Origin of the sequence: Limimaricola cinnabarinus, assembly GCF_047631075.1 — a bacterium.
GTDB classification, from domain to species: domain Bacteria; phylum Pseudomonadota; class Alphaproteobacteria; order Rhodobacterales; family Rhodobacteraceae; genus Limimaricola; species Limimaricola cinnabarinus.
The window spans coordinates 25,107-42,484 of the sequence record NZ_JBLHYX010000001.1; the positions used below are offsets into that span (position 1 = coordinate 25,107).

18 protein-coding genes are annotated in these 17,378 nt (G+C 68.2%); 6 read left to right on the forward strand and 12 right to left on the reverse strand.

What is annotated here, in order from left to right:
* Positions 1-49 precede the first annotated feature (49 nt).
* From gpmI to ACJASC_RS00170, 5 genes are read left to right on the forward strand one after another with little or no spacing between them, the layout of a single operon-like run.
* Entirely contained in the window at positions 50-1,564 is a 1,515-nt protein-coding gene (gene gpmI, locus ACJASC_RS00150; RefSeq protein ID WP_415142539.1) for a 2,3-bisphosphoglycerate-independent phosphoglycerate mutase, read from the forward strand.
* Positions 1,561-2,688, forward strand: a complete 1,128-nt coding sequence (locus tag ACJASC_RS00155; protein ID WP_415142541.1) for a murein hydrolase activator EnvC family protein — start codon at positions 1,561-1,563, stop codon at positions 2,686-2,688. Before gpmI ends, ACJASC_RS00155 begins: the two co-directional genes overlap by 4 nt.
* A gap of 52 nt (positions 2,689-2,740) precedes the next feature.
* A complete protein-coding gene (locus ACJASC_RS00160) occupies positions 2,741-4,144 on the forward strand; it encodes a S41 family peptidase (protein WP_021692408.1) in 1,404 nt (467 codons plus the stop codon).
* Entirely contained in the window at positions 4,141-4,623 is a 483-nt protein-coding gene (locus ACJASC_RS00165) for an RNA pyrophosphohydrolase (RefSeq protein ID WP_021692407.1), read from the forward strand. The genes ACJASC_RS00160 and ACJASC_RS00165 overlap by 4 nt, the downstream gene beginning before the upstream one ends.
* Before the next feature lie 14 nt (positions 4,624-4,637).
* Positions 4,638-5,087, forward strand: coding sequence for a hypothetical protein (locus ACJASC_RS00170; RefSeq protein ID WP_415142543.1), 450 nt, complete (start codon positions 4,638-4,640; stop codon positions 5,085-5,087).
* Between the two features lie 29 nt (positions 5,088-5,116).
* Here ACJASC_RS00170 and ACJASC_RS00175 read toward each other — a convergent pair whose 3' ends face one another.
* The 8 genes from ACJASC_RS00175 to dapD form a co-directional block, all read right to left on the reverse strand.
* Positions 5,117-6,373: a lytic murein transglycosylase gene (locus tag ACJASC_RS00175; protein ID WP_415143038.1), complete on the reverse strand. Its 1,257-nt coding sequence runs from the start codon at positions 6,371-6,373 to the stop codon at positions 5,117-5,119.
* Between the two features lie 164 nt (positions 6,374-6,537).
* On the reverse strand, positions 6,538-8,802 hold the full coding sequence (rnr, locus tag ACJASC_RS00180) for a ribonuclease R (protein WP_415142545.1): 2,265 nt from the start codon (positions 8,800-8,802) through the stop codon (positions 6,538-6,540).
* Positions 8,803-8,854: 52 nt separating this feature from the next.
* Positions 8,855-9,283: a GNAT family N-acetyltransferase gene (locus ACJASC_RS00185; protein ID WP_415142547.1), complete on the reverse strand. Its 429-nt coding sequence runs from the start codon at positions 9,281-9,283 to the stop codon at positions 8,855-8,857.
* The gene (gene dapE, locus ACJASC_RS00190; RefSeq protein WP_415142549.1) at positions 9,280-10,428 is read right to left on the reverse strand and encodes a succinyl-diaminopimelate desuccinylase; all 1,149 of its coding nucleotides are present in this window, start codon (positions 10,426-10,428) and stop codon (positions 9,280-9,282) included. The genes ACJASC_RS00185 and dapE overlap by 4 nt, the downstream gene beginning before the upstream one ends.
* 76 nt (positions 10,429-10,504) lie before the next feature.
* Positions 10,505-10,870, reverse strand: a complete 366-nt coding sequence (locus ACJASC_RS00195; RefSeq protein WP_415142551.1) for a hypothetical protein — start codon at positions 10,868-10,870, stop codon at positions 10,505-10,507.
* A gap of 107 nt (positions 10,871-10,977) precedes the next feature.
* The gene (locus ACJASC_RS00200) at positions 10,978-11,235 is read right to left on the reverse strand and encodes a GlsB/YeaQ/YmgE family stress response membrane protein (RefSeq protein WP_045319560.1); all 258 of its coding nucleotides are present in this window, start codon (positions 11,233-11,235) and stop codon (positions 10,978-10,980) included.
* Between the two features lie 132 nt (positions 11,236-11,367).
* A complete protein-coding gene (locus ACJASC_RS00205) occupies positions 11,368-12,396 on the reverse strand; it encodes a sodium:calcium antiporter (protein ID WP_415142553.1) in 1,029 nt (342 codons plus the stop codon).
* Positions 12,397-12,457: 61 nt separating this feature from the next.
* Positions 12,458-13,291 (reverse strand): 2,3,4,5-tetrahydropyridine-2,6-dicarboxylate N-succinyltransferase, encoded by an 834-nt coding sequence (gene dapD / locus ACJASC_RS00210; RefSeq protein WP_021692397.1) that lies wholly within the window; start codon positions 13,289-13,291, stop codon positions 12,458-12,460.
* Positions 13,292-13,381: 90 nt separating this feature from the next.
* On the opposite strand from dapD, the gene ACJASC_RS00215 reads away from it, so the two are divergent.
* Positions 13,382-14,233, forward strand: a complete 852-nt coding sequence (locus ACJASC_RS00215; RefSeq protein ID WP_415142555.1) for an LOG family protein — start codon at positions 13,382-13,384, stop codon at positions 14,231-14,233.
* A 152-nt stretch (positions 14,234-14,385) separates the two neighbouring features.
* Here ACJASC_RS00215 and ACJASC_RS00220 read toward each other — a convergent pair whose 3' ends face one another.
* The 4 genes from ACJASC_RS00220 to ACJASC_RS00235 all read right to left on the reverse strand — a co-directional run bounded on the left by ACJASC_RS00220 (position 14,386) and on the right by ACJASC_RS00235 (position 17,335).
* Positions 14,386-14,598: a hypervirulence associated TUDOR domain-containing protein gene (locus ACJASC_RS00220; RefSeq protein ID WP_021692395.1), complete on the reverse strand. Its 213-nt coding sequence runs from the start codon at positions 14,596-14,598 to the stop codon at positions 14,386-14,388.
* Between the two features lie 61 nt (positions 14,599-14,659).
* The gene (locus ACJASC_RS00225; RefSeq protein ID WP_415142557.1) at positions 14,660-15,460 is read right to left on the reverse strand and encodes a hypothetical protein; all 801 of its coding nucleotides are present in this window, start codon (positions 15,458-15,460) and stop codon (positions 14,660-14,662) included.
* A gap of 39 nt (positions 15,461-15,499) precedes the next feature.
* Positions 15,500-16,687, reverse strand: coding sequence for a dual-specificity RNA methyltransferase RlmN (gene rlmN / locus ACJASC_RS00230; protein WP_415142559.1), 1,188 nt, complete (start codon positions 16,685-16,687; stop codon positions 15,500-15,502).
* A 108-nt stretch (positions 16,688-16,795) separates the two neighbouring features.
* Positions 16,796-17,335 (reverse strand): invasion associated locus B family protein, encoded by a 540-nt coding sequence (locus ACJASC_RS00235; RefSeq protein ID WP_415142561.1) that lies wholly within the window; start codon positions 17,333-17,335, stop codon positions 16,796-16,798.
* Between the last annotated feature and the right edge of the window lie 43 nt (positions 17,336-17,378).

Consider the following 17,378-nt stretch of genomic DNA (forward strand, 5'->3'; position numbering starts at 1 on the left):
CCGCTTTGCCTCAGGACTGACCACGAGATTTTCCGAGGAGGCTTTCGAGATGGCGATACCCAAACCCGTGGTCCTGTGCATCCTCGACGGTTGGGGCCAGCGCGAGGAGACCACCGGCAACGCGCCCGCCCTCGCCAAGACCCCGACCTTCGACCGGATCATGCAAGGCCCGCACGCGACGCTGACCACCCATGGACCCGATGTCGGCCTGCCCTCGGGCCAGATGGGCAACTCCGAAGTCGGCCATACCAATATCGGCGCGGGCCGGGTCGTGGCGATGGATCTGGGCCAGATCGACCTCGCGATCGAGGACGGCTCCTTCTTCGATGCCGAGGCGATCGTCGACTTCGCCAAGACATTGCAGGATTCGGGCGGCACGGCTCATCTGTTCGGCGTCGTCTCGGATGGTGGTGTTCACGGCCATCTCGACCATATCGTCGCTGCCGCCAAGGCGCTGCGCGATCGCGACGTGGCGGTGACGATCCATGCCATCACCGACGGGCGCGACGTGGCGCCGTCCTCGGCGGACGCCTATCTCGAGGACCTGATCGAAAGGCTCCCCGAGGGCACGAAGATCGCCACCGTGATCGGCCGCTATTTCGCCATGGACCGCGACAACCGCTGGGACCGGGTGAAGACTGCCTATGACGCCATCATGCGGGGCGAAGGCCCCCGCGCCGACGACCCGCTCGCGGCGGTGAAGGCGGCCTGGGACGCGGGCAAGACCGACGAGTTCATCCCCGCCACCGTGATCGGCGACCACGAGGGCCTGCAGCCGCAGGACGGGCTCTTCTGCCTCAACTTCCGCGCCGACCGCGCGCGCGAGATCCTCGCCGCCATAGCCGATCCCGATTTCGACGGCTTTGATCGGGGCGCCACCCCGGCGCTCGCCGCGCGTCTGGGCATGGTGGAATATTCCGACCGGCACGTGGCGTGGTACAAGGCGGTGTTCCCCAAGCGCGACATCGTCAACACGCTGGGCGCATGGGTCGCTGCCAAAGGCCGCTCGCAGTTCCGTCTGGCCGAGACCGAGAAATACCCGCATGTCACCTTCTTCCTCAATGGCGGCAAGGAGGAGCCGGAGGAGGGCGAGGACCGGTTCATGCCGAAGTCGCCCAATGTCGCGACCTATGACATGCAGCCCGAGATGTCCTCCGAAGAGGTGACCCGAGCTTTCGTCGGCGCGATCGAGAAGGGCTACGACCTGATCGTCACCAACTTCGCCAACCCCGACATGGTCGGTCATACCGGCGATCTGGCTGCGGCGATCCGCGCCTGCGAAGCGGTGGATGCGGGCCTGTCGCGGGTCTGCGCAGCGCTCGAAAAGGCGGGTGGCGTGATGATCGTCACTGCCGATCACGGCAATTGCGAGACGATGATCGACCCCGAGACCGGTGGGCCGCACACCTCTCACACGCTCAACCCGGTGCCGGTGGCGCTGTTCGGCGGGCCCGAGGGCGCGCGGCTGCGCGAAGGCCGGCTCGCCGATCTCGCGCCGACGCTGCTCGATCTCATGGGGCTCGACCTGCCGCCCGAGATGACCGGGCGCAGCCTCATCGAATGAGGGCGGCGCTGCTCCTCGCGCTGGCGCTGCTGGCCGGACCTGCCGGGACCGCCATGGCGCAGGACACGGCGACGGCGGCGCAGGCGGCGGCGGCGCGGCTTGCCGCCGCGAGCCAGTCGCTCGCAGCGGCGCAGGCCTCGCGCGACCGGGTCGCGGCGCTGACCGAGACGGTGCGCGCCTATGAGGAAGGGCTGGAGGCGCTGCGCGACGGGCTGCGCCGCGCAGCGATCCGCGAGCGGGCCATCGCCGTAGAACTCGACGCCAAGCGGGCCGAGATCGCGGGGCTTCTTGGGGCGCTCTTGTCGATGTCGCGCGCGCCCGCGCCGCTGTTGCTGCTGCACCCGGCGGGGTCTCTGGGCACCGCGCGCTCGGGCCTCATCGCGACCGAGGTGACGCCGGCGCTGCAGGCCCAGGCCGAGGCGCTGCGCGCCGATCTGCAGGAGGCCGCCGACCTCGCCGCCTTGCAGCAAAGCGCTATCGGCACGCTGGAGGAGGGGCTCGCGGGGGCGCAGACGGCGCGCAGCGCCCTTTCTGAGGCAATCTCGGAGCGCACCGACCTGCCGCTGCGCTTCAGCGAGGACCCGGTGGCGACGGCCCTGCTTCTGGCCTCGACCGACACGCTCGACGCCTTTGCCTCGGGGCTGGCACAGACCGTCGACACCGAATTGTCGAGCACGGTACCCGACGCCTCGGCGCTCAAGGGCAGCATCGCCTTGCCGGTGCAGGGGCAGGTGCTGCGCGGCTTCGGCGAGGCGGATGCCTCCGGCGTCGCGCGGCCCGGCCTCGTCATCGCCACCGCGCCGCGCAGCCTCGTCTCCACGCCGGTCGCGGCGACCTTGCGGTTTCGCGGCGAATTGCTCGATTACGGCAATGTGGCGATCCTCGAGCCGGCCGCCGGCGTGCTGGTGATCCTCGCGGGGCTGGCCGAGGTCTATGGCCGTACCGGGGAGATCCTGCCGGAGGGCGCGGCCATCGGCCTGATGGGCGGAGAGCTGCCCGCGCCGCACGAAATCTTGACCGAAACGGCGCAGGGTGGTGGCGCACGCCAGCCGGAAACGCTTTATCTGGAAGTGCGGGAGGGCGATGCGCCCGTCGACCCCGCGACATGGTTCGCGCCGGCCTGACCGGCGCGCGCCCAAATTGCGGCACGCGCCGCAGGCAGAGGGAATGTTGCGCATGAGGAAACTGGTACTGGCGGCACTCGGCGGCACCGCGCTCGGGCTCGTCGTCACGACGCAGGTGGCAGGGCCGCTCGTGGCACAGGAAGCCGAGCGCAACGCCAGCGTCTACGAGCAGCTCGATCTCTTCGGCGACATCTTCGAGCGGATCCGCGCCGAATATGTCGAGACCGTTGACGAGGGTGAGCTGATCGAGGCCGCGATCAACGGCATGCTGACCTCGCTCGACCCGCATTCCTCCTATCTCTCGCCCGAGGACGCCGCCGACATGCGCACCCAGACGCGCGGCGAGTTCGGGGGCCTCGGGATCGAGGTCACGCAGGAGGAGGGGATCGTCAAGGTCGTCTCGCCGATGGACGGCACACCCGCCGACGCCGCAGGTATCCTCGCCGGTGATTTCATCACCGCCGTCGATGGCGAAAGCGTGCTCGGCCTGACGCTCGACGAGGCGGTGGACCTGATGCGGGGGCCGGTCGGCTCGGAGATCATCATCACCGTGGTGCGCGAGGGCGAGGACGAGCCCTTCGACGTGTCGATCATCCGCGACACGATCAAGCTCAACGCCGTGCGCGCGCGCACCGAAGGCGACACCATCGTGATGCGCGTCACCACCTTCAACGACCAGACTTTCCCCGACCTACAATCGGGGCTGGCCGACGAGATCGAGAAGGCGGGCGGGCTCGACAACGTCAACGGCGTGGTGCTCGATCTGCGCAACAACCCCGGCGGCCTGCTGAACCAGGCGATCTACGTCTCCGACGCCTTCCTTGAGGCGGGCGAGATCGTCTCGACCCGTGGCCGCGACGTGGCGCAGTCGGATCGCAACAACGCCACCCCCGGCGATCTGATCGACGGCAAGCCGATGGTGGTGCTGGTCAATGGCGGCTCGGCCTCGGCCTCGGAGATCGTCGCGGGCGCGTTGCAGGACCACCGCCGCGCCATCGTCGTCGGCACCCAGAGCTTCGGCAAGGGATCGGTGCAGACGGTGATGCCGCTGCGTGGCGAGGGCGCGATGCGGCTGACCACGGCGCGCTACTACACGCCGTCGGGACGCTCGATCCAAGCGCTGGGCATCTCGCCCGACATCATCGTCGAACAGCCACGCCCCGCACCGGTGGACGAGACCGAGGAGGAGACGACGACGCCGCGTTCGCTGCGCTCGGAGGCCGATCTGCGCGGCAGCCTCGACAATGACAGCCTGACAGAGGACGAGATTAAGCAGCTCGAAGAGGATCGCGCGCGGGCCGAGGCCGCCGCCGAACTGCGCGAGCAGGATTACCAGCTCGCCTATGCGATCGACATCCTCAAGGGTCTCTCGGCGCTCGGTCCCCGCGCGCTGCCCGATCCTGACGAGCGCGCCGAGGCCCCGGCCGAGGCCGACGAGGGGGAGACCGCCCAGTGAGACCCGCCTCGATCGCCGCCCTGCCGTTCCGCCCCTGCGTCGGGGTGATGCTGGCGAATGCCGAAGGCAAGGTCTTCGTCGGCCAGCGGATCGACCGCGACCGGGACGCCTGGCAGATGCCGCAGGGCGGCATTGACCCGGGCGAAGACGTGACCACGGCGGCGCTGCGCGAGCTGGGCGAGGAAACCGGCGTGACGCCCGACAAGGTGATCATGGTGGCCCAGACCGAAGCGCCGCTCCGCTACGACCTCCCCTCCGACGTGGTGCCGCATATCTGGGGCGGCCGCTATCGCGGCCAGGCCCAGACCTGGGTGCTGATGCGCTTTACCGGGACGGACGGGGATATCGACATCGCCACCGAGCATCCGGAGTTCAGCGCATGGAAATGGATCGACCCCGCCGATCTGGTCTCGGCCATCGTGCCCTTCAAGCGGCAGGTCTACGAGCAGGCTCTGGCGCAGCTCGGACCGCTTATCTGAGCCTGGCTTTTGCGGTGGCGGCCCAGCCTGCCGCCGCGCTGTCCTGCCTCGTTCCCGACCCGGTCCGCAGCTTCGTGGAAATCCATGCCGCGCCCGAGAGCTACCGCGCCTTTGTAGGTCGCCTGAGCTTCGACGCTTCGAAGCTGCCCCCCTCCGTCGCCGCCGCTCCCGCCAACGCCACGCCGCCCGCGATCCCGGCGGGCCTCTCTGGCTACCAACTCGGCCCCACCGGTTTCGACACGCCCGTGGAGACGGCGGTGCTGCTGCAACCCTCCTGCGCGGGGCCGTGGTGCGGCAGCCTCGCGCCTGGTGACGAGGTGCTGATCTTCGCACGTGAGGAGGAGGGGCAACTGGTCGTCGATCTGGAGCCTTGCCCGGGCAAGGTGCAGGCGGCACCCGACGCCGCGACGCGTGATCGGCTGGCCGCCTGCATGCGCGGCGAGGCCTGCGACTTCGCCGGATAAGAAGGCCGCCCCGAAGGGCGGCTCGTTTCTCAGCGCAGCCGCTTGAGCAGCGCCTCAGAGGCGAAGCCGTCCACCGCCAGGCCGTTTGCCTGCTGGTAGCGGCGAATTGCGGCGATGGAATTGGGGCCGATGATGCCGTCGCTGCCGCCGGTGTCATAGCCCAGCGCGGTCAGCCGCTGCTGGACCTCCGAGCGCTCGGCCCGGTTCAGCGTTCGGCCCATGGCCATCTTCGTGCGCAGCGGCGCGCCCCCGGCGATGCGGTCGCCCAAATGCCCCACGCCGATCGCATAGGCGTCGGCGGCGTTGTAGCGCTTGATGACGTCGAAGTTCTTGAACGTCATGAAGGCCACGCCCTGCGCGCCTTCCGGCACGAGGATCTCGGCGGCGCCGAAGTCGCGGATCTGGCCGCCGGTCGCGGCGCGCACGCCGAGCGCCTGCCATTCGGCCGCGCTTTTCTTGGCGCCGCCCGCGAGGCCGTAGTTGAATCCCGAGGGCAGCACCACCTCGACGCCCCAGGGCTGACCCCTGCGCCAACCGAAGTTCGACAGGTACTTCGCGGTCGAGGCGAGCCCGTCGGTCGGATCGTCGGACCAGATGTCGCGCCGCCCGTCGCCGCGGAAATCGGCGGCATAGGCCTCGTAGCTCGTAGGGATGAACTGGGTGTGGCCCATCGCGCCGGCCCAGCTGCCCTTCATGTTCTCGGGCGCGACGTCGCCGTTCTGCAGGATCTTGAGCGCCGAGGTGAGCTGTTGTTCGAAAAAGCGGCCGCGCCGTCCTTCATAGGCCAGCGTCGCCAGCGCCGAGATGACGGGAATCTCGCCGCGCCGCTTGCCGAAATTGCTCTCCATGCCCCAGACCGCGAGCACGGTCTGCCGATCGACGCCGTAGCGGGCCTCGATCTCGGAGAGCAGGCTCGAATATTGCGACAGCATCGCGCGTCCGGTCTCGACCCGCGTGTCCGAGGCGGCGGTGGAAAGGTAATCGCCCAAGGACTTGGTGAACTCGGCTTGGTTGCGGTCCTTTTCGATCACGCCGGGGATGTAGCCCGCGGAGGCGAAGGCACGGTCGAAGGTGGCCCCGGAGACGCCAGCCGAAAGGGCGCGGGACCGGTAGCCGCCGACCCAGTTCGAAAAGCCTGCGTTGGGTCGGGGTCGCATGTTCTCGTCCATCTGTTCCGCACGGGCGGGGGGCCGGGGCGAGCTGTCGAGCGGGCCCGAGACCGCTCCGCAGGACGCCAGGGCCGCGATTGTGAGGCCCAGAAGGCCCGTCCGTCCAAAGCTCGTCAAGTTTCGCACCGCCCGCTCCTTTTGCTTTGTGGCAGCACTACCGCGAAGCGGGCGAGTCGGCACGGGGCAGGGTGGCCAGCGGCGGGAAACCGCTCAGGCCCAAAGCCTCTCCATCCCCGCATGGTCGGGGCAGCGGTACTGCGGCCCCGAGGGCGTTCGCGGGCTCAGCGCTTGCGCGTGACCTTGCGCTTTTCCTTCTTGGCCTTGACGGCGGCCTTCTTCTTGGCGGCACCGGCCTTGTGGCGCGGCGGTTTGCCGGGGCGGCGCGAGGGGCCGCTCGGCATGGTCGCGCCGTCGATCTCGACCAGCTCGGCAATGAGCCCGCCAGAGATCGGTGCGGCTTCGACGAGACGCGCCGTAACCCTTTGGCCCAGCGCGATGACCCGGCCGCTATCCGCGCCCATCAGGGTCTGATCCGCGGCGTCGTAATGGAAGAACTCGTTGCCAAGCGAGCGGATCGGCACCAGCGCGTCGGCGCCGGTCTCGTCGAGCTTCACGAACACGCCGAAGCGGGCGATGCCGCTGATCCGGCCCGGCAGCTCGGCGCCGATCCTGTCGGACATGAAGGCGGCGAGGTAGCGGTCGGTGGTGTCGCGCTCGGCCAGCATGGAGCGGCGCTCGGTGTCGGAAATCTGCTTGGCGGTTTCGTCGAGGCGTTCGAGATCGTGATCCGACAGGCCATCCTTGCCCCAGCCATGCGCCGAGACGAGGCCACGATGCACGATCAGGTCGGAGTAACGCCGGATCGGCGAGGTGAAATGCGCGTAATCGCGCAGCGCGAGGCCGAAATGGCCGAAATTCTCGGCGTTGTAATAGGCCTGCGTCATCGAGCGCAGCGTCGCGAGGTTGATCAACTCGTCCTGTTCGGTGCCCTGCGCCTGCTCCAGCAAGCGGTTGAGATGCGCCGTCTTGAGGACCTGCCCCTTGGCCAGCACCAGCCCCGACCCCTTCACCATCTCGCGCAGCGCGTCGAGCTTGTCGGGGTTGGGCTCCTCGTGGACCCGGAACAAGAGCGGCTGGCGCTTGGCGATCAGGGTTTCGGCGGCGCAGACATTGGCCAGCACCATGAACTCCTCGATCAGCCGGTGCGCGTCGAGCCTCTCCTTGAAGGAAATGGCCGTCACCTGACCCATCTCGTTCAGCTCGATCCGCCGCTCGGGCAGGTCGAGCTCCAAGGGCTGCCGCCGCTCGCGCGCCTTTTTCAGCGCGGCGTAGGCGGCCCAGAGCGGGCGCAGCACCTCGTCGAGCATGGTGGCGGCGCGGTCGGTCGGGGTGCCGTCGATCGCCTCCTGCGCCTCTTCGTAAGACATCGAAGCGGCCGAGCGCATCAGCGCGCGCTCGAACTTGTGGCCGATCTTGTTGCCTTCCGCGTCGATGCGGATGCGCACGACGATCACCGCGCGCGGCATGCCTTCATGCAGAGAGCACAGATCGCCCGAGAGCCGGTCGGGCAGCATCGGCACGACCCGGTCGGGGAAATAGGTCGAGTTGCCGCGCTTGCGCGCCTCGCGGTCGAGCTCCGAGCCGGGCGTCACGTAATGGGCCACGTCGGCGATGGCGACCCAGAGGATGTGCCCGCCCTCGTTGTCGGGGGCGTCGTCGGGCTGGGCCAGCACCGCGTCGTCGTGATCGCGCGCATCCGACGGATCGATGGTGATCAACGGCAGCTCGCGCAGGTCGGTGCGACCCTTGAGGCCCGCGGGCTTCATCGCGTCGGCCTCGGCAAGGACCGCGTCGGGGAAATGGTCGGGAATGCCGTGCTGGTGGATCGCGATGAGCGAGACGGCGCGCGGCGCGGTCGGATCGCCCAAGCGCGACATCACGCGCGCCTTGGGCAGGCCGAGGCGGCCCTTGGGGCCGGCCTGCTCGGCCTCCACCAGCTCGCCGTCCTTGGCGCCGTGCTCGGCCCCTTCGGGGACGATCCACTGCTTGTCGACGCCCTTGTCGATCGGCACGATGCGCCCGCCCTCGGAGGCCTTCTTGAAGATGCCCAAGATGCGCAGCGGGTTGGTGCCGATCTTGCGGATCAGCCGCGCGGTGTAGTCGTGCTCCTCCCCTGGCGTGGCGGTGAGCTTGGCAAGGATGCGGTCGCCCGCGCCCATCGCCGCGTCGCTTTCGCGCGGCAGCAGCAGCACCTTGGGACCCTCGCCCTCACCGTGCCATTCGAGCGCGCGGGCCCAGAGGTCGCCATCCGCGTCGGGCGGCAGCACCGAGAGCACCGAGACCGGAGGCAGCCGCTCGGGATCGCGGTAGGTCCTGCGCTTCTTCTCGAGATGCCCCTCGGCCTCAAGCTCGCGCAGGATGCGCTTGAGGTCGATCCGCGCCGCGCCCTTGATGCCGAAGGCACGGGCGATGTCGCGTTTCGCGGTCTGGGTCGGGTTGTCGGAGATCCATTGCAGGATCTCGTCGCGGGAGGGCAATCTGTTCATGGCGTGCAGGTAGCACGCGCATGGGGTCTCGTCACGCGATCACGTCGCGCGCTCAGCTCCTGAGCCGCTTTTCCATGTCGCGATGCGGAATGCCCGCGTCGTCGTATTCGAGGCCGTAGGCCGTGTAGCCGAGCTTTTCGTAGAAGGGCAGGGCGTGGGTCTGGGCCGAGAGGTAGAGCCGGGTGACGCCGGGACGCGAGCGCAGCACCTCCTCGGCCATGCGCATGATCGCCGCCCCGAGGCCGGTGCCGCGATGCGTCCGCAGCACCGCGACGCGGCCGATCTTGCCGGTCTCACCGCGCAGCAGCAGCCGCGCGGTGCCGACCGGCGTGCCGTCGCAGGTGGCCAGCAGGTGGATCGCCTCGTGGTCCAGCCCGTCCATCTCCTCGGCCTCGGAGACGTTCTGCTCCTCGATGAAGACGGTGCGGCGCAGCGCGTGGCAGTGGGTGAGATCGGTGGTCTCGATGATATCGTGTTTCACGTGAAGTAGCTTTCGAGGATGCGGGTATAGACGGATTTGAGCCGGTGGATCTGCGCGATCTCCACCCGTTCGTCGACCTGGTGCATGGTCTGGCCAACGAGACCGAACTCCACCACCGGGCAGTGGTTCTTGACGAAGCGCGCATCCGAGGTGCCGCCCGTGGTCGACAGTTCCGGCACCATGCCGGTTTCGGCCTCGACGGCTCTGGCGACCATGGCCGAAAGTTCGCCCGGCGGCGTCAGGAAAGCTTCGCCCGAGACCTTTACCTCGATGCCGATCTCGACGCCGAACTCCTCGGCGACCCAGTCCGCCTCGGCCCAGAGCCATTCCTTCAGGCTGCGGCCCGTGTGCAGGTCGTTGAACCGGATGTTGAGCGTGGCGCGGGTCTGGCGCGGGATCACATTGGTGGCCGGGTTGCCGGTATCGAGCGTCACCACCGCCAGCGTCGAGGCGTCGAAATGCTCGGTGCCGGTGTCGAGCGCATGGTTCGACAGGCGGTCGACCAGCCGCGCCATCGCGGGGATCGGGTTGTTGGCGCGGTGCGGATAGGCCGCGTGGCCCTGCGTCCCGGTCACCGTGACAAAGGCGTTGAGCGAGCCGCGCCGCCCGATCTTGATCATCTCGCCGAAGTTCTGGGGGCAGGTCGGCTCGCCCACGAGGCACATCCGCATCCGCTCGCCAGTCTCGTCCATCCAGTCGAGCAGCGCACGGGTGCCATCGACGCCGTCGCCCTCCTCGTCGCCGGTGATGGTCAGGATCACCGCGCCATCGGGCGGCGTCGTCTGCACGAAATCGATGGCAGCGGCCACGAAGGCCGCCACGCCCGATTTCATGTCGCAGGCGCCGCGCCCGTAGAGCTGGCCGTCCTTCTCCTCTGCGCCGAAGGGATCGACCGACCAGTCGTCGCGGTTGCCCACCGGCACCACGTCGGTATGGCCGTTGAAGCCAAAGCTCTTCTCGGCGTCCTTGGCGCCCCAGCGGGCGAAGAGATTGGCGATGCCGTTCCGGTCGACGCGGGTGCAGTCGAAGCTCGCCCGTTCCAGCATCTCCTGCAACAGCACCAGCGCGCCGCCTTCCTCGGGGGTGACGGAGGCGCAGCGGATCAGCCGCGCGGTCAGGTCTGCGGGGTCGATGGTCTGGGACATCCGGTCACTCCTTCGGCTGCGAGAAGGCGTAGCGCGCGGGCTGGGCGGTTTCAATCGACCGGGATCGCGGAGCGGATCAATGAAGCGTGTCGGAACCGCCCTTGGCGTCCTCGAAGAACGGGGTCATCTGCGCCACGATGACCGAGTTCTCCTCGAGCGCGCGGCCCATCAGTTCGCGCTCGTCCTCGTCGATGTCGTGACCTTCGGCCAGACGCTCGTCAAGCGTGCCGTAGCCGGTCACATCCAGGGGGGCGAGATCGGCCTGCTTGAGGATCGCCACGGTCTCGCGCACCGCCTCGGCCTCGTCGACGCCCGAGGCATAGCACATCAGCGCCGCACCGGTGGCCTCCTCGGGGAGGCCGTCGCCCTGCTTGCGACCGACCTCGACCAGCAGCGTGTAGACCTGCTGCACCCGCTTGGGCTTGTCCTGCTTCTCGGCCATGCGCGTCTCCCTCATTCGATCGGCAGGCAGGTGGCATCGCGGGGCCGGATACGCAAGACCCCGCGCCTTGCTGGCGCGGGGTCTCGGTTGTCCGATCCTGCCGGATGTCAGGCGCGTTTGCCGCGCACCAACCGGGCGAGGAAGATCAGGATGCAGGCACCGATGAAGCCCGCGATCAGCGATCCGATCCAGCCCACGAGCGCCTCGCCCATGATCAGGCTCAGCAGCCAGTTGAACAGCAGCGCGCCGAGGATGCCGATGATGATGTTCATCAACAGACCCATATCCGCCTTCATCACCTTTTCGGCGAGCCATCCGGCGATCGCGCCGATGATGATGGTCATGAACCAACCCACACCCGTCATGTCGTCACTCCAAACCTGACGCCCGGACCTTCCGGGCTGTTGCAGCGGTAACCAGCCGCTCACGAAATCGTTCCCTGCCACGCGATATTGGTCTGCGGCCCGGCCTGATCGGGCCACATCGGGACATCGGCCTTACCCCATGACCTCGACCGTGGCGGCGATGGCATAGACCGCGAGCATGGCGACGCTCTCGAAGCCGATCCTTGCGGGGCCCTCGCGCTGCCGCGCGATCAGCCCGGCCAGCAGGATGCCGGTCATCAAGAGCCCGGTGCCGAGCCAGTAGAGGTCGGTCGTGCCGACTGCGTGGTAGAGAGAGCCTTCGCGCAGGCTCAGATCCGAGATCACGAGAAACAGCGTGTCGAAGGTGTTGCCGCCGATGATCCCGCCGACGGCGAGCTGCAGCGCCCCGCGCCGCACCGCGACGATGGTGGTCACGAATTCGGGGAGCGAGGTCACCACGGCGGTGATCAGCGATCCCACGAGGCCCGAGCGCAGCCCGAAGCGTTCGATGAAGGCGCTGCCGACCTGCGCGATCACGAAGCCGCCCAGCCCCATCACCAGCACCAGCCCTGCAAAGCGCAGCGCCGGGCCGGTGACCGAGCGGCCGGCCTCGTCTTCGTCCTCCGGCTCGTCTGTGCGGGTCTCGGAGGTCATCACCGGGCGCCACATCGGCTCTTCGGAGACGCGGGCCGAGACGCGGACGCCGTAGAGATAGACGAGGAACAGCACCACCGAGACGGGATGCACGCCGAAATAGGAGATGTCCGGCCCGGCGATGGCGCAAAGCGGCAGGCTGAGCAGGATCATCAGCATCACCGCCTGAAACAGGTTGGCGGGCTCCGCGGCGGCGTGTTCGAGATTGGCGCGGCGGTAGATCAGGTCGGCGATGGCGAGAAACAGGGTCTGCGCCGCGATGCCGCCCACCGCGTTCGAAAAGGCGAAGGAGGCGTCACCGTCGAGCGCGGCGTTGACCGAGACCACCACGCCCGCGAGCGAGGTCGCGCCGCCGAGAATGATGCCTCCCGCCATCGCCTCGCCCATGGAGGTGCGGTCGGCGATGATGTCGGCCAGCCGGGTGGCCCGGATCGATGAGAAGATGACGGCCGCCCCCGCGAAAGCGAAGACGGCCAGCAGAAGCGGGAGGGACAGGCTCTGGATCATGTCCCCCAAGGTTCGGGCGGCGGGAGCGGTTCCTGCGCCCGCGCCCGGAACGCGGCGTCGATCAGTCGCGCAACAGCTCGTTGATGCCGGTCTTGGAGCGGGTCTGGGCGTCGACCTTCTTGACGATCACGGCGCAATAGAGGTTCACGCCGCCCTTCGAGGGCAGCGAGCCCGAGACCACGACCGAGTAGGGCGGGATCTCGCCATAGGAGACCTCGCCGGTCTCGCGGTCGAAGATCTTGGTCGACTTGCCGATATAGACCCCCATGCCAAGCACCGAGCCCTCGCGGACGATGCAGCCCTCGACCACCTCGGAGCGCGCGCCGATGAAGCAGTTGTCCTCGATGATGGTCGGGTCGGCCTGCAGCGGTTCGAGCACACCGCCGATGCCGACGCCGCCCGAGAGGTGCACGTTCTTGCCGATCTGCGCGCAGGAGCCGACTGTGGCCCAGGTGTCGACCATGGTGCCGCTGTCGACATGGGCGCCGAGGTTGACGAAGGAGGGCATCAGCACCACGCCGGGCGCGATATAGGCCGAGCGGCGCACGATGGCGTTGGGCACGGCGCGAAAGCCCGCCTCGCGCCAGCGGTTCTCGCCCCAGCCCTCGAACTTGCTGTCGACCTTGTCCCACCAGCCGCTGCCCTGCGGGCCGCCCGACTGCATCTCCATGTCCTTGATGCGAAACCCGAGGAGCACCGCCTTCTTGGCCCATTGGTTCACGTGCCAGTCCTGCCCGCGCTTTTCGGCGACGCGCAGCTTGCCGGAATCGAGGGCGTTCAACGTGTCCTCGATCGCCTCACGGGTCTCGCCGGTGGTCTGGGGCGTGATCGTGTCGCGCGCCTCCCAGGCGGCCTCGATCGCGGTTTCGAGCTGGGCGGTGTTGGTATCGGCCATGGGGCGGGCTCCGGTTTGTGATGCGGCTCGGCTGCGGCTATAGACCGGATGCGGCAATCGGCGCAACGCGCCCCAGGGTAAGGAACCGGCATGACCAAGGACAGACGACACCTCATGCGCGACAGCCACGAGGACCAGCGCACCGCCGATCAGGTGCCCCAGACGCCGCAGACCATGTCACCCTCCTACCGTCTCGCTTTTGCCGACGAGCAGTTCCTGCTGCGCGACGAACTGCGCCCGGTGCGCTGGCAGCTCGAACTTCTGAAGCCCGAACTGCTGATGAACGAGGCAGGGGTCAACTCGACCGTGGTGCTGTTCGGCGGCGCGCGCATCCCCGAGCCCGCGCGCAAGGCCACGGCGCGGACCCAGACGCTGGCCGATCTCTCGGCCTTCTACGAGGAGGCGCGGCGCTTCGCGCACCGGGTCACCGAATGGTCGCTGGAGACCGGCGGCACCGAGAACGTCATCGTCACCGGTGGCGGCCCCGGCGTGATGGAGGCGGGCAATCGCGGCGCGCAGGAAGCGGGCGGACGTTCGGTCGGCCTCAACATCGTTCTGCCGCACGAGCAGGCCCCGAACCCCTATGTGACGCCGGATCTGGCGTTCAACTTCCATTACTTCGCGATCCGCAAGATGCATTTCCTGATGCGCGCCAAGGCGGTCTGCGTCTTCCCCGGCGGGTTCGGCACGCTTGATGAGCTGTTCGAGGCGCTGACGCTGATCCAGACCGGACGGATGAAGCGGGTGCCCTTCCTGCTGTTCGGCCGCGATTTCTGGGAGCGAATCGTCAACTGGGAGGCGCTGGCCGAGGCCGGCACTATCGCTGACGAGGACCTGCAGCTGTTCAAGTTCGTCGAGACCGCCGACGAAGCCTTCGAGGCAATGCGCAGCTGGACCCATGCGGGCGAGCGGCGCGAGCATATTCCCGGCCGGGAGGAATAGGCCGCGCTGCCGGGGCAGGGGTCCCGGACCTGCGCGAGGCCGCTCCTATGCATCGAAAAGCGCGCGGCCGAGCCACGGCGGCGCGCTTTTCGCTTCTCAGGGGACTGTGCGATCTCCGGCGCGCCGCGGTCGGGTCTCCCTCGGGCCGGCGCTCACGCCTTCGAGATCTCCGTTTCTCCCTTGAGCACCTCGTCGCCATCCTCCTGCTCGATCAGATAGGCGGGATCGTCCTCGCTGGCGTTGCGAGTGATCTCGGAGCCTTTGATCGTGCGGGTGATCTTGCGGGTATAGACCTTGGTGATCGTGCCGGTGCCGGTGCCGTTGCCCCAGCTCCATTTCACCTTGTCGCCTTCGGAATGGCTCATGGCCGTGCCTCCGTTTTTGGTTGCACGACCAACGAGCGGTGGCGGCGGCGGGTTCCGCGCCTCAGACGGTGGTGGCGGCGGGTCGGGTCTGGCCCGTCTGCTGCCCGGCCTGCTTGGCGACCTGCGCCAGCATCCGCAGTTCGGCCTGGTTGCGGCCGATGCGCATCCGCAGCGCCTCTGGCAGCTCTTCGGGCGTTTTGCCCTGCGCCGCGGCCGCCAGATCGCGGGTCTGCGCCATCAGCGCGGTGGCGCGCATCTCGCGGTTGGCCTTGGAGCGGGCGGGCACGAGGAACAGCGGCGTCAGCGTCTTCAGCTCGGGCTTGTCTTCGATCAGCGCGTCGTAGCCGGGCTGATCCGTGATCGCGGCGATCTCGTGGTGAAAGCCGATCTGGCCGGGCACCAGCAGGTAGGCCTGCAGGTTGCGGCTCGCGTTGCGCAGCTGCAGCACCGAGTGTTCGACATGCATCTTGAGCTTGAAGGACGCCACGGGTTTGAGCGCGTCGAACTCCTTGGGCAGGGTCTTTTGTGGCATGCCGAGAAGCCGCGCCATCGCCTTGAGCACGTCGAGCGTCGAGGAGACACCCAGCGCCTTGAGGAACCGCTCGCCCGAAGTCTTGGAGGCGCTCTCGTTCTTGGCCGGCCCGTCGCCCTTGGGCACGTAGAACGAGATGCCGTTGGCCAGCGGGATCGCGCCGGTCTGGGTCACCGGTCCGGTGTGCTTGCCCTCCTGCGCGGTGGCGTCCCAGACGTAGACGTCGCGCCAGACGGCGCGCGCGATGACCGGATCGCCGAGGATCGCTTCGCGCGTCCTCGCATCCACCGCCGCCACGTCGAATTCGATCCCGTTGAGCTTGATCTTCACGGCTCTCTCCCTCGTGGCGCGCGGTCGATCCCGCGCGCCTTATCCCTGAACGTCGGCCGCGATCTCGGCGCGGCTCTTGCGCGCGCGCTCGGTCGCGGACTTCAACTGGCCGCAGGCGGCCATGATGTCCTCGCCGCGCGGCGTGCGAATGGGGCTGGCATAGCCCGCCTTGTAGATGATGTCGGCAAAGGCCCTGATCCGGTTGTTCGACGACCGCTCATAGGGCGAGCCGGGCCATTCATTGAAGGGGATCAGGTTGATCTTGGCCGGGATGCCCTCGATCAGCTTCACGAGACGGCGCGCGTCCTCGTCGCTGTCGTTCACATCCTTGAGCATGACGTATTCGAACGTGATCCGCTCTGAGTTCGACAGCTTGGGATAGGCCTTGAGCGCCTGCAGAAGCTTTTCGATGTTCCATTTCTTGTTGATCGGCACCAGCTTGTCGCGCACCTCGTCGGTGGTGGCGTGAAAGCTCACCGCCAGCATGCAACCGATCTCCTCGGCGGTGCGGGCGATCTCGGGCACGACTCCGCTCGTGGACAGCGTGATGCGGCGGCGCGAGAGCGACAGCCCCTCGCCATCCATGGCGATCTTCATCGCGTCGCGCACGCCCTCGAAATTGTAGAGCGGCTCGCCCATGCCCATCAGCACGATGTTCGACAAAAGCCGCGTCTCGTCCTTGGGCGCGCCCGGCGTGGGCCATTCCTCGAGATCGTCGCGCGCCAGCATGACCTGACCGATGATCTCGCCAGCGGTGAGGTTGCGCACCAGCTTCTGGGTGCCGGTGTGGCAGAACGAGCAAGTGAGCGTGCAACCCACCTGACTGGAGATGCACAGCGTGCCGCGATCGGTCTCGGGGATATAGACCACCTCGACCTCATGACCGCCGGCGATCCGCACGAGATACTTGCGCGTGCCGTCGGAGGAGACCTGCTTCGAGACGATCTCGGGCAAGGAAATCACGAAGTTCGCCGCCAAGAGCTCGCGGTAGGGTTTGGCGAGGTTGGTCATCGCCTCGAAGTCGCGCACGCCCCAATGGTAGATCCACTGCCAGACCTGGTTCACCCGCATCTTGGCCTGTTTCTCGGGCGTGCCCGCCGCGATCAGCGCCTCGCGCATCGCGTCTCGGCTCATGCCGACGAGGTTGGGCAGGCCCGGCGCGGCCTTGCGCGGGATGGTCATCACGTCCTGCGTGATCGGGGAAGTCGGGGCGACGGGGGCGGTCATCGGGGTACCTCGGGGCCGGGGGTGCCCGGCTCATATGGGAAAGCGGGCCCGGTCATCAAGGAAAACCGGCCCCGCTTCAGTGTAACATGGCGCCCCGGGGGGCGTGGATCAGCTCGTGCAGCGCTTGGCCGCCTCGTCCACTGCGGCGGTGAAGCCCAGCAGCGAGAAGGTGTCCTTGGTCTGGGTGCCGCGGCCGGACCGGCCGGTCAGCACCGCATCGGCGCCACGCTTCATCGCCGCGACGATCGCGGCGTCGTCCTGCGGCGTCGCGGGCCAGGCCCAGTCGCCTTCGGTGAAGAGCTGGAAGTCCTGACCACCCACTTCGAGCGTCACGGTGGAGCCCGAGGCGAAGGGGTAGCCGCCGGTGAAGGTCACCTGACCGTTGACGCCCTGTGCGGGGCGATAGAACACGAAAAGAAGGGTTTCGCCGCGGCTCACGGTGACGGGCTGGCCGTCCTTGGTGTTGAGCTGGCTCTTGGGGGCCGAGACGCCAAAGCACTCGACCGGATCGGTTTCCTGAAACACGCTCCAGTCGGTCTCTGCGGCGACGCGGTTCGACGCCTCCTGCGCGGCGGCGTTCGTGGCGGCGGCGGCGATCAGCGCGCCTGCCGACAGGGACCCAATCGCGCGGAAAAGTCGTGACATCATGTAGCAGCCTCCAGCTGTCTGGCCTCGTGGATGCCCCCGGCGC